Raw genomic sequence first — 13254 nt, forward strand, 5'->3', positions numbered from 1 at the left:
ATCTCTATGCTGCGTTCAATTTTCCGTCGTCTCACTAAGGCCCTGCTCTGGTTCGCCGGCGGCAGTGTCTTGCTGGTGCTGGTGTTTCGCTTCGTGCCACCGCCGGGTACGGCGTTGATGGTCGAGCGCAAGGTCGAATCCTGGGTCGACGGTGAGCCGATTGATCTGCAGCGCACCTGGAAACCTTGGGGCGAAATCTCCGATGACCTGAAAGTGGCGGTAATTGCTGGCGAAGACCAGAAATTCCCCGAGCACTGGGGCTTCGATCTGAGCGCGATTCAGGCCGCTCTGGCACACAACGAACTGGGCGGTTCGATTCGCGGTGCCAGCACCTTGAGCCAGCAGGTGTCGAAAAATCTCTTTCTCTGGTCGGGCCGCAGTTATCTGCGCAAAGGCCTGGAAGCGTGGTTTACCGCGCTGATCGAGGTGTTCTGGCCCAAGCAGCGGATTCTCGAGGTGTACCTGAACAGCGTTGAGTGGGATGACGGCGTGTTTGGCGCTGAAGCGGCGGCCCGTCATCACTTTGGCGTGAGTGCGAAGTCATTGTCGCGTCAGCAGGCGAGTTATCTGGCCGCGGTACTGCCCAATCCACGGGTGTGGAGCGCGAGTCATCCGACCGGTTATGTATCGCGACGCGCCGGGTGGATTCGGCAGCAGATGAGTCAGTTGGGTGGCGATAGTTATCTGCTCGGACTGAATGATTCGCGGCGAGCGCCTTGGTCTGAATAACGCCGAAATACTAATGTGGGAGCGAGCCTGCTCGCGAAAGCGGTGTGTCAGCCTGTGTTGATGTCACTGATAAACCGCATTCGCGAGCAGGCTCGCTCCCACAGGGATTTATGTTGAAACAGAAATGAAAACGCCCCGATCATCGCTGATCGGGGCGTTTTTTATTGCTGATGCGCCGGTTACGCGGCGATCGACAACTTGAGCTTGTTCATCGCGCTCTTTTCGAGCTGACGGATTCGCTCGGCCGACACGTTGTACTTCTGCGCCAGGTCGTGCAGCGTGGCTTTCTCTTCTGCCAGCCAGCGCTGGTAGAGGATGTCGCGGCTACGCTCGTCCAGCACTTCGAGTGCTTCGTGCAGGTTGGTGTTCGAGTTGTCGCTCCAGTCGGCATCTTCCAGTTGACGCGCCGGGTCGTACCGGTGGTCTTCCAGGTAGTTGGCCGGCGACTGGAAAGCACTGTCGTCGTCGGCTTCGGCAGCCGGGTCGAAGGCCATGTCATGGCCGGTCAGGCGACTTTCCATCTCGCGCACTTCACGTGGTTCGACGCCAAGGCTTTCCGCCACACGGTGGACTTCCTCGTTGTTCAGCCACGCCAGACGCTTCTTCTGGCTGCGCAGGTTGAAGAACAGCTTGCGCTGGGCCTTGGTGGTCGCGACTTTCACAATGCGCCAGTTGCGCAGGATGAACTCGTGAATTTCCGCCTTGATCCAGTGCACGGCGAACGACACCAGACGCACACCCATTTCCGGGTTGAAGCGCTTGACGGCCTTCATCAGGCCGACGTTACCTTCCTGGATCAGGTCAGCCTGAGCCAGACCGTAGCCGGAATAGCTACGGGCAATGTGTACGACAAAACGCAGGTGGGCGAGCACCATCTGCCGAGCCGCCCCCAAATCCTGCTCATAGTAGAGACTCTCGGCCAGTTCACGCTCCTGCTCCGGCGTCAGCAATGGAATGCTGTTGACGGTGTGCACGTAGGCTTCCAGGTTCGCACCCGGAACCAGCGCATACGCAGGTTGCAAAGAATTGGTCATACGAAAAAACCTCCCACTTACATACTCGTGCCTCTCGGCACTGCGAAAAATTGACCGGGAACTCAGGTACAAGTTCCCATAAAAACCGCAAGGTCAATCACGCGCAAAAAGATTCTACTTCGGCGCCAGCTCCCTGAGATGACGTGCGACTGCAATCCATGCACCGATATAACCCAACAGCACCGCGCCAAGCAAGAGCGACAGACCGTCGGCCACTGGCACGCCGGCCAAGGCGAAATCACTGCCGTACAAGCCGGCCAGTCCAACCACCGCATCGTTCAGCCAGTTGAGGCCGAACGCCAATACACCCCAGGACAACAGCCCTGCACCGAAGCCATACAACGCGCCCATATAAAGGAAAGGGCGACGCACATAACTGTCAGTGCCGCCGACGAGTTTAATCACTTCTATCTCGGTGCGGCGGTTTTCAATATGAAGACGAATGGTATTGCCTATCACCAAAAGTAATGCAGACACCAAAAGCACCGTCAGACCGAAGACAAAGCGGTCGCCAAGCTTGAGGATGGCTGCCAGACGCTCGACCCAGACTAGATCAAGTTGCGCCTGTTGTACCTTGGGCAGCTCGGAAAGTTTTTGTCTTAATGCTTCGAGTGTCGGCTTGTCGACTTCGTTCGGTGTCACCAGCACTACACCGGGCAAAGGGTTTTCCGGCAGCTCACGCAGGGCTTCGCCCAGGCCGGACTGCTGCTGGAACTCCTCCAGCGCCTGATCGCGGCCAACATATTCGGCATCGGCTACGCCGGGCATGCCTTTGATCTGCTCACGCAGCGACTCGCCCTGATCCGGGCTGGCGTCGAGTTGCAGGTACAGGGAAATCTGCGCCGCGCGCTGCCAGGAACCGCCAAGACGCTCGACGTTGTTAAGCAACAGCGACAGCCCCATCGGCAGACTCAATGCAACGGCCATCACCATGCAGGTGAAGAAGCTGCCGATCGGCTGTTTGCCGAGGCGGCGCAGGCTGTCGAGCAGGCTGGCGCGGTGGCTTTCGATCCAGGCGCGAAACAGCGTGGCGAAGTCCGGACCATCGTCATCGTCGTGCTTTTTCTTCTTTTGCGGTTGCGGGTCGGCGGCCTTCGGGGCCACGCGCTCGGAAACCTTCGGACTGCGTGTCGCACTCATACCCCGGCCTCCCCGTCGCCGATCAGGCGGCCGCGTTGCAGGGTCAGCATGCGATGACGCATGCGCGCGATCAGTGCCAGGTCGTGACTGGCGATCAGCACGCTGGTGCCCAAACGGTTGATGTCTTCGAACACGCCCATGATCTCCGCCGCAAGACGCGGGTCGAGGTTACCGGTCGGTTCGTCCGCCAGCAGCAAGGCCGGGCGGTGGACGATGGCGCGGGCGATGCCGACGCGCTGTTGCTGACCGGTGGACAGGTCGCCCGGGTACAGATCGCTTTTATCCGACAGTGCCACGCGCTCCAGCGCCGAATCGACGCGCTTGGCAATCTCGACCTTGGACAGGCCGAGAATCTGCAGTGGCAAGGCGACGTTGTTGAACACCGTGCGGTCGAACAGCAACTGGTGATTCTGGAACACCACGCCGATCTGCCGGCGCAGAAATGGAATCTGCGCGTTGCTGATGGTGCTCAGGTCCTGCCCGGCGAGCAGCAGTTTGCCGCTGGTCGGCCGCTCCATTGCCAACAACAGGCGCAACAGCGTGGATTTACCGGCACCGGAGTGACCGGTGACAAACAAGAACTCGCCACGACGGACTCGAAAGCTCAGCTCATGCAAGCCGACGTGACCGTTCGGGTAGCGTTTACCGACCTGTTCGAAACGAATCATGAACGCTCCCGCTCGGCAAATAGTGCCTGGACAAAGGGTTCGGCTTCAAAGGTACGCAAATCGTCGATGCCTTCACCGACGCCGATGTAGCGGATCGGCAGACCGAACTGCTTGGCCAGGGCGAAAATCACCCCGCCCTTGGCGGTGCCGTCGAGCTTGGTCAGGGCCAGGCCGGTCAGTTCGACAGTCTGATTGAACTGCTTGGCCTGATTGATGGCGTTCTGGCCAGTGCCGGCGTCGAGCACCAGCAGCACTTCGTGCGGCGCGTCGGCGTCGAGCTTGCCGATCACCCGGCGGACCTTTTTCAGCTCTTCCATCAGGTTGTCTTTGGTGTGCAGGCGACCGGCGGTGTCAGCGATCAGCACGTCGATACCACGGGCCTTAGCCGCTTGCACCGCGTCGAAGATGACCGAAGCCGAATCGGCGCCGGTGTGCTGGGCGATCACCGGAATCTTGTTGCGCTCGCCCCAGACCTGCAATTGCTCCACGGCGGCGGCGCGGAAGGTATCGCCGGCCGCCAGCATGACTTTCTTGCCTTCCAGTTGCAGCTTCTTCGCCAGTTTGCCGATGGTGGTGGTTTTGCCGGCGCCGTTGACGCCGACCACCAGAATCACGAACGGCTTGTTCTGCGAGGCGATTTTCAGTGGCTGTTCAACCGGCTTGAGCATCGCCGCCAGTTCGGCCTGCAAGGATTTGTACAGGGCGTCGGCGTCGGCCAGTTCCTTGCGGGCGACCTTTTGAGTCAGGCGCTGGATGATCTGCGTGGTGGCTTCAACGCCGACGTCGGCGGTCAGCAGACGGGTTTCGAGGTCATCGAGCAGGTCATCATCGATGGTCTTGCGCCCGAGGAACAGGCTGGCCATGCCCTCGCCGATGCTGGCGCTGGTCTTCGACAGGCCTTGCTTGAGACGGGCGAAGAAGCCGGCTTTGGTTTCTTCGGTGCGCGGGGTTTCGACGGGCGCTTCTACAGGCGCTTCCATGGGCACGACCGGAGCGACAACTGGCGCAGCGGCAAGCGGTGCAGGCTCAGGCTCAGGCTCGGATGGCGGGACAACCGGAGCGACGGGTTCAGCAATGACCGGCGCGGGTTCGGCAACCGACTCAGGCACAGGCTGCGCAGCCGGCTCGGCGGCCGGCGCGGGAATCACAGGCGTCACATGCGGCGCTGCTTCTTCAACCAGGGCCACCGGCTCTTCTGCCACCGGCAAGGTCAGCCACGGCTCGGCAGCGGGCGTCAGCGGCAACTCGGCAGCGGCCGGTGTTTCACGCTCGGCTTCAGCCTCCGGTTGCAGCACCGGCTCAGCGATCGGCAGCACAATCGGCGCCGGCTCTTCTTCTATTACAGGCGCTGGCGCGGGGGCCGGCTCAGGAATCGCGGGCGGCTGTTCGACGACGGGTTCCTGCGGTTTCTTCCGCAGCCATCCGAACAGGCTTTTCTTCTCGCCAGCCGCAGCTGGGCTCTTCTTGTCGTCGTTGGAACCAAACATGGAGGACGGCTATCTCACGGTAGCGACGCGCCAACAGGGCGCCCCGGCAAATAAATATTCGATGCAGAACAGACTGTGTTTCACCCAGCTTGTTCACGCGCAACATTTTGTCGAGGCGCCGAAGGCACCTCAAAATTCAATTAACACGAAGGACTGGAGCGGCATCGTCGGCGAAAACGCGCAGTTCAGATGAAAAACTGCTGTTATCAGCGACAAACCCATACAGCCTGACCGGGTATCGAAACCTGATAGGCGTGGCCGCCAGTAAAACGGATCAGTATCCTAGGGCGTGTCATTGATCATTACCAGTACCGCGTGGCCGCCTGAAAACGGGCCAGACAAGGCGCAGGCCGCAGGGAATGTGCTTTCCTTGCCAAGGACTGCAACGCAGTATGGCCCGTTTTCAGGCGCCACCTGGAGGGCCGGGCCTGATAGTGTGCAGGGCTGCGTTGCTCGGAGTTTATTTGGAACAACCAAACCACACTCCTCGCGCCTTGCCCTGCACACTATCAGGCGCCGGCGCGGTACTGGTAATGATCAATGACACGCCCTACCTCTCGCCCGCCGACGCTAAGACCAAGCGGGCAGCCCAACAGGTTGAAAAACGAATGAATGCTCTAGCCCGCCGCGCTGCTGGCCTGCTGCTCAGCGCAGTCTGCCTGCCCCTTTCGGCCCTGGCGGCCGACCCGCAACCGACCCATGAATTCACCCTCGACAACGGCCTCAAGGTCGTCGTGCGCGAGGACCATCGTGCGCCGGTGGTCGTTTCGCAGATCTGGTACAAGGTCGGCTCCAGCTACGAGACTCCGGGCCAGACCGGTCTGTCCCACGCGCTCGAGCACATGATGTTCAAGGGCAGCGAGAAAGTCGGCCCCGGCGAAGCTTCGCTGATCCTGCGTGACCTCGGCGCCGAAGAGAACGCGTTCACCAGCGACGACTTCACGGCTTATTACCAGGTGCTGGCCCGCGATCGCCTCGGCGTAGCGTTTGAGCTGGAAGCCGACCGCATGGCCAACCTGCGCCTGCCGGCCGACGAGTTCGCCAAGGAAATCGAAGTCATCAAGGAAGAGCGCCGCCTGCGCACCGATGACAAGCCGATGTCCAAGGCCTACGAGCGCTACAAGGCCATGGCCTACCCGGCCAGCGGTTATCACACGCCGACGATCGGCTGGATGGCTGACCTCGACCGCATGAAAGTCGAGGAACTGCGCCACTGGTACCAATCCTGGTACGCGCCGAACAACGCCACGCTGGTGGTGGTCGGTGACGTCACCCCAGACGAAGTGAAAACCCTCGCCCAGCGCTATTTCGGCCCGGTCGCCAAACGCGACGTGCCACCGGCGAAAAAGCCGCTGGAACTGGCCGAGCCCGGCGAACGCCAGATCACCCTGCGCGTGCAAACCCAACTGCCGAGCCTGATGCTTGGCTTCAACGTGCCGAGTATTGCTACTGCTGACGACAAACGCTCGGTCAACGCCCTGCGCCTGATCTCGGCGCTGCTCGACGGCGGCTACAGCGGGCGCATCCCGGCGCAACTGGAACGCGGCGAAGAGCTGGTCTCCGGCGGCTCGTCGGACTATGACGCCTACACCCGTGGCGACAGCCTGTTCACCCTGTCGGCGACGCCAAATACGCAGAAGAAAAAGACCATCGCCCAGGCCGAAGCCGGCTTGTGGAAACTGCTTGAGCAACTGAAAACCACCGCGCCGTCTGCCGAAGAGCTGGAACGCGTCCGTGCTCAAGTCATCGCTGGCCTGGTTTACGAGCGTGACTCGATCACAAGCCAGGCCACCGCGATCGGTCAACTGGAAACGGTCGGTCTGTCGTGGAAGCTGATGGACACCGAACTGGCCGATCTGGAAAGCGTGACCCCGCAAGACATCCAGAACGCCGCGAAAAAGTATTTCACCCGCGAACGTCTCAGCGTCGCCCACGTTCTGCCAATGGAGACGACTCATGAGTGAGCGCAAAACCCCACGCCTGATGCTGCTTGGCCTGCTCGCTGTCGCGGTGATCGGCTCGGCGGCAATGTATCTGTCGCCAGGCGCTGACACCCACGCCAGCGAAGCACTGGATAACGTCAAAATCAGCCAAAAATTGCAATCGCTGGCCGAACTCGACGGCAAGGCCCCGGCCAGCCGCAAGCTCGATGTGCAGACCTGGAACACCGCTGAAGGCGCGAAAGTGCTGTTCGTCGAAGCGCATGAGCTGCCGATGTTCGATATGCGCCTGATCTTCGCCGCCGGCAGCAGCCAGGACGGCAACGTGCCAGGCCTCGCGGTGCTGACCAATGCCATGCTCAACGAAGGTATCGCCGGCAAAGACGTCGGCGCCATCGCTCAAGGGTTTGAAGGCCTCGGCGCCGACTTCGGCAACGGTGCGTTCAAGGACATGGCGCTGGCTTCGCTGCGCAGTCTGAGCGCACCTGAGCAGCGTGAACCGGCGTTGAAGCTGTTCGCCGATGTGGTCGGCAAACCGACCTTCCCCGCCGACTCCTTCGCGCGCATCAAGAACCAGTTGCTCGCCGGTTTCGAATACCAGAAACAGAACCCCGGCAAACTCGCCAGCCTCGAGCTGATGAAGCGTCTGTACGGCGATCACCCTTACGCGCATTCCAGCGATGGCAATGCGCAAAGCGTGCCGAAGATCACCGTCGCGCAATTGCGCGAGTTTCATGCCAAGGCCTACGCCGCCGGCAACGCTGTGATTGCACTGGTCGGCGACCTGTCGCGAGCTGAAGCCGAAGCGATCGCCAATCAGGTCTCCTCTGCCCTGCCGAAAGGCCCGGCACTGGCGAAGATCGCGGCGCCGCAGGAACCGAAAGCCAGCGTCAACCACATCGAGTTTCCGTCAAAACAGACCAACCTGATGCTCGCGCAACTGGGCATTGATCGCGACGATCCGGATTACGCCGCGCTGTCGCTGGGCAACCAGATCCTCGGCGGCGGTGGTTTCGGCACGCGCCTGATGAGCGAAGTGCGCGAGAAGCGTGGCCTCACCTACGGCGTGTATTCGGCGTTCAGCCCGATGCAGGCCCGTGGGCCGTTCATGATTAACCTGCAGACCCGCGCCGAGATGAGCGAAGGCACCCTGAAACTGGTGCAGGACGTGCTCGCCGACTACCTGAAAACCGGGCCGACACAGAAAGAACTCGACGATGCCAAGCGCGAACTGGCCGGCAGCTTCCCGCTGTCCACCGCGAGCAACGCCGACATCGTTGGCCAATTGGGCGCGATGGGCTTCTATAATCTGCCGCTGAGCTATCTCGACGATTTCATGCGGCAGTCGCAGAGCCTGACTGTGGAGCAGGTGCGCGATGCGCTGAACAAACACCTGAGCACGGAGAAAATGGTCATCGTCACCGCTGGCCCGACCGTGCCGCAAAAGCCGTTACCGGCCCCATCTGATAAACCTGCCGAGCAACCGCTCGGGGTTCCGGAGCATTAATGGCTACTCGAGCACCGAAAAACCTGTGCAAAACGTGCACAACGGCGTCAATCAGCTGCGCATCATTGGCGGCCAGTGGCGCAGCCGCAAGCTGAGCTTCCCCGACGCACCGGGCCTGCGCCCGACCCCGGATCGCGTGCGCGAAACCCTGTTCAACTGGCTCGCGCCCTATGTCGAAGGGGCGAAAGTGCTCGACCCGTTCGCCGGCAGCGGCGCGCTGTTTCTCGAAGCGCTGTCCCGAGGTGCGGCTACCGCTCAGGCGCTGGACGCCAGCAACGTTGCAGTATCGAGCCTGAAAGAGCACCTCGGCACCCTGCGTTGCAGCAACGGCCAAGTGCAAACTGCCGATGCGCTGCGCTACCTGGAAACCCAAACCGCAACGCCGTTCGACCTAGTGTTCCTCGACCCGCCGTTCAACCAGAACCTGTTGCCAGCGGTTTGTACCTTGCTGGAAGAGCGCCAATGGCTGGCGGCCGATTCGTGGATCTACACTGAAAGCGAAACAGCGCCATCGACGCTGGGCCTGCCGGGCAACTGGCGCCTGCATCGTGAACAGAAATCCGGTCGGGTTTTTACGCGCTGTGGCAGCGCACGGCGGACATCGCCGGCTGACAAGGTCGCAAGCAACCTGCGGCGAGGGGGCAAGCTTCCTCGCCACAAGCCCATCGAGAATCATCGTGCCCCCTTCGCCAGAACGCTTCATCCCCGCCTTCGGCCTCGGCAATCCACATCTGCAAACCCTGTGGGGCCGCTGTGGCGCAAGACCGTGCACATCGAGCGCGAACGCGAACGCCTGTGGCTCGAGGACGGCGATTTCCTCGACCTCGACTGGCACGGCCCGCACAGCGCCGAGGCGCCGTTGGTACTGGTGCTGCACGGTTTGACCGGCTCTTCCAATTCGCCCTATGTGGCGGGCATTCAAAAGGCCTTGGCCGACCAGGGCTGGGCCAGCGTCGCACTGAACTGGCGCGGTTGTTCCGGCGAGCCGAATCTGTTGCCGCGCAGCTACCACTCCGGCGCCAGCGAAGACCTTGCCGAAGCCATCCAGCACCTGCGCGCGAAACGACCGTTGGCGCCGTTGTATGCGGTTGGCTATTCCCTGGGCGGCAACGTGCTGCTCAAGCATCTGGGCGAAACCGGCAGCGACAGCGGCGTGCTCGGCGCGGTGGCGGTGTCGGTACCGTTCCGCCTCGATCAATGTGCCGATCGTATCGGCCAAGGGTTTTCGCGGGTGTATCAGGCGCACTTCATGCGAGAGATGGTCGCCTACATCAGGAACAAGCAGCGCCAGTTCCAGCATGACGGGCGCGAAGACGGCCTGGCAAAACTGGCCGCGCTCGGCTCGCTGGAGAACATGCGCACATTCTGGGATTTCGACGGCCGGGTTACCGCGCCATTGCACGGTTTCAATGACGCCGAGGATTACTACCGCCGCGCATCGAGCCGCTACTACCTTGGCGAAATCCGCACGCCGACGCTAATCATTCAGGCCGCGGACGATCCGTTCGTGTTCCCGCACAGCTTGCCGCAACCCGACGAGTTGTCAGCCTGCACCCAGTTCGAATTACAGGCGCGTGGCGGTCACGTAGGTTTCGTCGACGGCTCGGTGCGCAGGCCCGGGTATTACCTGGAGCGGCGTATCCCGCAATGGCTGGCCGAGACCAGTGTGTGAACACCGCATATCCCCTGTAGATACTCTGTTCACGGTCAAGCTTTTTGGACGTGTTTACCGCTAAAAAGCTTGGCCGTGTCGAAGTCTTCTCCGGCCTGCATGCAGGCCCATAGTCCGGTCAGGTATTTGCGCATGACTGCGACGATAGCTTGCATCTTCCTCTTTCCTCGGGCCACCAACGCTTCGTAAAACGCTTTCACGTTCGGGTCGCAACGTATGGCGGTCAGCGCAGGCATGTACATCGCTGAGCGCAAATAGGCATTGCCGCCCTTACTTATCCGGCCGGGTTTATCAATGCTGCTTCCTGATTGCGTGAGTCGGACATCGAGTCCGGCATGGCGGCTAACCTGCGCGGATTTAAGCGTCACCGGTAAGGTCGTCAGTTCAGCCAGCGCTGCAAATACTGAGATCTCACCCATGCCTGGAGCGGCAATCATGTGTCCAAACTGGGCGCTCAACATTGGGCAGTTGTCGATCAATGCCCGACCAGCGACACGGAAACGCTCGATTCGTTTGTCAAAGGCGTTGATGGCCTCTTCTTCATCCTCAATCAGCATCGGGAGTGTTGTTTGAGTAGCTTTTAGCGCATGCAGCTCGTTTTTGGCGCGGGTGCGGTGACCTGTCAAACGATTGATGTGGCGGCCGATAGCACGCAGCTCAAGCTGTATTGAAGTGGGCGGCGTCCACAACCTTGGGCTCATCCGTTCGCCGTATTCAGCTAATAATTGGGCATCGATTGCGTCCGTTTTGCTGTTTTTCAGCATCAGCTTTGCAAAGTTGTGAAAACTCTTCGGATTGATAACCGAGACTGGCAAACCCGCCGCAGCGAGCTCCATGGCCAAGTCCAGGTAGTAGATACCGGTGGCTTCCATCACCACAGATATCGGCTTGAGCTCAAGCAATTTGCCGACAGCAGCCTTGCGCCCCGCCGGCGTCTGGTCGATATTGCACTGACCTGCAAAGCGGCCGCCATTGCGCCAGCCCATCGCTGTAGTGCGAGATCCCACATCCAAACCGACGTGCATGTTCATGCTTTCAACTCCAAGAGAACTGAGTTAAAAATGCTTCCTGGTTCCCCTGACCTCGAACTTCATGCCACTGCAACCTTGTAATGCGAAGTCCGACTCGTCGGCTTCTCGATACTCTTCGTGGTGGGCAATGAGGCGGGGGACCTCTCTACAGACAAGGTCAGGAGCAAGTCCTGCCTTAAGGAGCGATCGGTCTCCCCAGAAACACATCTTCGTATGTCGCACCAGCGAGCTTAGATCTCATTCATGCTGGTGTCTGGGGAACATACAAGGAGTGAGCCTGCTCGCGATCGCGGTGTGTCAGTCTGGAAATTCAATGCCTGACAGGACGCCTTCGCGAGTAGGCTCGCTCCCACATGGGATCAGCGATGTTATTCGCCGGTGGCAATGCCGCGCGATGGCTCGTTGATCCATTCGCTCCACGATCCGGCATACAGCGCACCCAGCGGGTAGCCGGCCAGGCACAGTGCAAACAGGTTGTGACACGCGGTCACCCCGGAGCCGCAGTAGGCGACGAGTTCCGACGGTGAGCGATCGCCCAGTTTTGCGGCAAAGCGCTGCTTGAGCTGCTCGGCCGGCAAGAAGCGACCATCACTGCCGAGGTTGTCGGTGAACGCCGCGCACTGCGCGCCGGGAATGTGTCCGGCCACCGGATCGATCGGTTCCATTTCGCCCTTGAAGCGCGGCAAGGCGCGGGCGTCGAGCAGAGTCAGGGTTGGCTGGCCGAGGCGTTGCTGCAATTGCTCGGCGCTGAGCAACAGGCGCATGTCCGGCTGACCACTGAAGTTACCCGGCGTCACGCTCGGCGGATCCAGGCTCAGCGGCAGGCCGGCGGCGTGCCAGGCTTTGAGCCCGCCATCGAGAATGAATACACCGTCGCGCTTGCCCAGCCATGCCAGCAACCACCACGCCCGCGCCGCGTATGCACCCGGGCCGTCGTCGTACAAAACCACATCGCTGTCGTTGCTGATGCCCCAGGCTTGCAGGCGTTCGATCAGCGCCGCCGGCTCGGGCAACGGATGACGCCCGGTCACGCCCTTCTCGACTTTACCGCTCAGATCCCGCTCCAGATCGGCGAAACTCGCTCCGGCAATGTGCCCTTCGGCGTAGCTGCGCTGGCCGTAATCCGGATCTTCGAGGGCAAAACGACAATCGAGAATCACCAGCCCCGGCTGCTCTTTGCGAGCGTCCAGTGCTTGTGGGCTGATCAACTGCGCAATCGACATAACGGGCTCCTGTGGAATTCGGCTGAACGGTTTATTTCACGTCTTCGAGAGCCTGCGCCAGCGGCACGTAGAACTCGTCGAACAATGCGTTGACTTCATCCCGCGCCTGATCGGTAACAAACCCTGCTTCCAGCACCAGCACCTGATACACGCCACGCTTCACGGCCTGTTCGCTGAGGTGGTTAGAGTTTTCCCGGTGGTGCACAGAAATCGCACCCACGAGGTCAGGATGATCCACGCATTGAGGGTCAGCGATTCGATCTGCACGCGATCCATTTTCAGAATGCCGGCGGCGACAAAACCTTCGTAGATTGCGGCACCCTGGATCACGCAACGCTGGGAGAAGCGCCGATAACGCGCGGCCAGTTCCGCATCGCTGTCGAGCAGATGCTCGAGGTCGCGGTGCAAAAAGCGGTAGCGCCACATGGCCGAGAGCAGTTCCTTGAGATAGAAACGCTTGTCCTCGACGGTCGCCGGGCGACCCTGAGGCGGACGTAAAAAGCTGTCCACCAGGGCTTCGTACTCACTGAACAACACGGCGATGATCGCCTGCTTGTTGGGGAAGTGGTAGTACAGGTTGCCCGGAGAAATCTCCATGTGCGCGGCGATGTGGTTGGTGCTGACGCTGCGCTCGCCCTGCTGATTGAACAGCTCCAGGCTGTTCTGAACGATGCGCTCGCTGGTTTTTATTCGTGGGGCCATGGCTTGAGCTTTAATTCAGAGTGCGTTGACGGCGCATCTTACGACCTAACCGGAAATGGATAAAACCTTGCCGTGCACGGAAGTCGTTTGACTTTCTAGAGCATAGACTCTAAAAAGTGCC

General features: G+C 60.7%; 10 protein-coding genes and 3 pseudogenes. 6 read left to right on the forward strand and 7 right to left on the reverse strand.

The window, feature by feature from the left end; all coding sequences use genetic code 11:
* Window positions 1–6: 6 nt before the first annotated feature.
* Window positions 7–729 (forward strand): monofunctional biosynthetic peptidoglycan transglycosylase, encoded by a 723-nt coding sequence (mtgA, locus tag LJU32_02775; GenBank protein WKV89381.1) that lies wholly within the window; start codon window positions 7–9, stop codon window positions 727–729.
* A 179-nt stretch (window positions 730–908) separates the two neighbouring features.
* Here the strand turns inward: mtgA and rpoH are convergent, their stop codons facing one another.
* The 4 genes from rpoH to ftsY all read right to left on the reverse strand — a co-directional run bounded on the left by rpoH (window position 909) and on the right by ftsY (window position 5058).
* The gene (rpoH, locus tag LJU32_02780) at window positions 909–1763 is read right to left on the reverse strand and encodes an RNA polymerase sigma factor RpoH (protein ID WKV89382.1); all 855 of its coding nucleotides are present in this window, start codon (window positions 1761–1763) and stop codon (window positions 909–911) included.
* A gap of 114 nt (window positions 1764–1877) precedes the next feature.
* Window positions 1878–2903, reverse strand: a complete 1026-nt coding sequence (gene ftsX / locus LJU32_02785; GenBank protein ID WKV89383.1) for a permease-like cell division protein FtsX — start codon at window positions 2901–2903, stop codon at window positions 1878–1880.
* Window positions 2900–3571, reverse strand: coding sequence for a cell division ATP-binding protein FtsE (gene ftsE / locus LJU32_02790; protein WKV89384.1), 672 nt, complete (start codon window positions 3569–3571; stop codon window positions 2900–2902). The genes ftsX and ftsE overlap by 4 nt, the downstream gene beginning before the upstream one ends.
* Entirely contained in the window at window positions 3568–5058 is a 1491-nt protein-coding gene (gene ftsY / locus LJU32_02795) for a signal recognition particle-docking protein FtsY (GenBank protein ID WKV89385.1), read from the reverse strand. Before ftsY ends, ftsE begins: the two co-directional genes overlap by 4 nt.
* Here ftsY and LJU32_02800 point away from each other — a divergent pair.
* The 5 genes and pseudogenes from LJU32_02800 (at window position 5057) to LJU32_02820 (ending at window position 10177) form a co-directional block, all read left to right on the forward strand.
* Window positions 5057–5251, forward strand: coding sequence for a hypothetical protein (locus LJU32_02800; protein ID WKV89386.1), 195 nt, complete (start codon window positions 5057–5059; stop codon window positions 5249–5251). The two genes, ftsY and LJU32_02800, sit on opposite strands and share 2 nt — an antisense overlap.
* A gap of 415 nt (window positions 5252–5666) precedes the next feature.
* The gene (locus LJU32_02805) at window positions 5667–7022 is read left to right on the forward strand and encodes an insulinase family protein (GenBank protein WKV89387.1); all 1356 of its coding nucleotides are present in this window, start codon (window positions 5667–5669) and stop codon (window positions 7020–7022) included.
* Window positions 7015–8505, forward strand: a complete 1491-nt coding sequence (locus tag LJU32_02810) for an insulinase family protein (protein WKV89388.1) — start codon at window positions 7015–7017, stop codon at window positions 8503–8505. The genes LJU32_02805 and LJU32_02810 overlap by 8 nt, the downstream gene beginning before the upstream one ends.
* A gap of 34 nt (window positions 8506–8539) precedes the next feature.
* Window positions 8540–9079, forward strand: a pseudogene (gene rsmD / locus LJU32_02815) (16S rRNA (guanine(966)-N(2))-methyltransferase RsmD).
* Between the two features lie 103 nt (window positions 9080–9182).
* Window positions 9183–10177: pseudogene (locus LJU32_02820) on the forward strand (hydrolase).
* A 35-nt stretch (window positions 10178–10212) separates the two neighbouring features.
* Here the strand turns inward: LJU32_02820 and LJU32_02825 are convergent.
* From LJU32_02825 to LJU32_02835, 3 genes and pseudogenes are all read right to left on the reverse strand, one after another.
* Window positions 10213–11208: an IS110 family transposase gene (locus LJU32_02825; GenBank protein WKV89389.1), complete on the reverse strand. Its 996-nt coding sequence runs from the start codon at window positions 11206–11208 to the stop codon at window positions 10213–10215.
* A 368-nt stretch (window positions 11209–11576) separates the two neighbouring features.
* On the reverse strand, window positions 11577–12431 hold the full coding sequence (locus LJU32_02830; GenBank protein WKV89390.1) for a sulfurtransferase: 855 nt from the start codon (window positions 12429–12431) through the stop codon (window positions 11577–11579).
* Between the two features lie 31 nt (window positions 12432–12462).
* A pseudogene (locus LJU32_02835) lies at window positions 12463–13133 on the reverse strand (TetR/AcrR family transcriptional regulator).
* Between the last annotated feature and the right edge of the window lie 121 nt (window positions 13134–13254).

The organism is Pseudomonas sp. B21_DOA (assembly GCA_030544685.1).
In the GTDB taxonomy this organism is placed as follows: Bacteria; Pseudomonadota; Gammaproteobacteria; order Pseudomonadales; family Pseudomonadaceae; genus Aquipseudomonas; species Aquipseudomonas fluorescens_AO.